The following is a 1,316-nucleotide window of genomic DNA, read 5'->3' as shown; positions in this document are numbered from 1 at the left end:
CGTCACGCTCGTCGTCGCTGTAGGGCTGGCTGATGAACGGGAGGTCCTCCTCGTTGGGCAGCAGGATCGGCCCGTCGAGTTCGAGGTCCTCGATTACTTCCACGTCCATCGTGACGGTGCCGCTTACGTCAGTCGTGTGCAGCGAGAGCTCGCCGTCGCCCTGGTTGGCGTGCAGGTCGCCGACGTAGATCCCGCCGCCGTCGACGTCGACGGGACAGAGCAGCGTCGCGCCCGCGCGGACCTCTGGGATGTCCATGTGGCCGTCAGTCCGCTTCTCGAGGTCCGCCTCGGTGTTGACGCCGTAGTCGTGCTCGGCGCCGATCAAGTTCTGCCCGAAGTCGCCGGCGTTGTGGGAGTCGGGCATCGTGACCGACGGGGTCGTGCCGATGTTCCCGATGAAGGGTCGGAGGCGCCCGAGCGTCCCTGGCATCCCGTCGGGCTCGTACAGCAGGATCGGGTGCTGACGGGAGTTCTCGGGGATGTCCATCACCGCCTCGGCGTTCGTCGCGAGTTCGTGAGCGCCGTCCGTATCGAGGGTGATCCCGACCGCGTTCTCGTGGTCGAACGCGACCGTGTAGCCGTACTCGAAGCCGAACGAGGAGGCGTTCGCGCCACACTCCGCACACCGGATGGCGTCCTCGCCGGTCCCCTCGACGACCGAGTCGGGCCACGTCGTCCCGCACTCGGGACAGCGGTGGTCGACGAACGGGTCGTCCGTGAACGCACCCTCGCGTTCGGCCATCGAGCCCGTGCTCGTCGCCATGCTCGTCACCTCCACGTCGCGGATGTGGATGGCGACGGCGTCGCCGACCTCGGCACCATCGACGCGTATCGGCCGGGTCACCTCGTGGCCGCCGCGGAACGAGGGGGTGATCATCGGGCCCCAGCAGCCCGGCGGGGTGTACGTGGTGATCGTCCCACCGTCGGCGACGGTGCCGGCCCACTCCTGGTCCGGCCCGACGAGTCCGAGCGTGTACTGATCGACGTACAGCTCCTGGTTCACTTCTTGTTGAGACATGCCACACCAACGTTGGGTCCGGCTCAGCATAAGTTCGCTGCCCGTGACACCTGTGAGTGGCGTGCGAGCCCGGATCTAAAGCCGTCCAGCGAGAATGTCGCCGTATTAATTACTTCGCGCTTCCAAGAACGGGCATGCAGGCCGGTACTACGCGGGAGCCGACCCCCGACGAGCGCTTCCCCGCGTACGGACCGCTCGAGGCTGCGCTCGGGTACGTGCTGTTCTACGTGCTCGTCGATCGCGTGACGCCCGCCGTCGTCGAGGTGTTCTCGGGGACGGGACTGGACTTCTCGCCGTC

1 protein-coding gene is annotated in these 1,316 nt (G+C 67.2%); it reads right to left on the bottom strand.

Features of this window, described 5'->3' with window-relative positions; all coding sequences use genetic code 11:
* A partial coding sequence (locus EP28_RS11500) for an acetamidase/formamidase family protein (RefSeq protein WP_049984155.1) occupies window positions 1-1,018 on the bottom strand: 1,018 nt, incomplete at its 3' end.
* Window positions 1,019-1,316: the final 298 nt, after the last annotated feature.

The organism is Halorubrum sp. BV1 (assembly GCF_000746205.1).
In the GTDB taxonomy this organism is placed as follows: domain Archaea; phylum Halobacteriota; class Halobacteria; order Halobacteriales; family Haloferacaceae; genus Halorubrum.
This window is presented reverse-complemented; position numbering and strand designations above follow the sequence as displayed.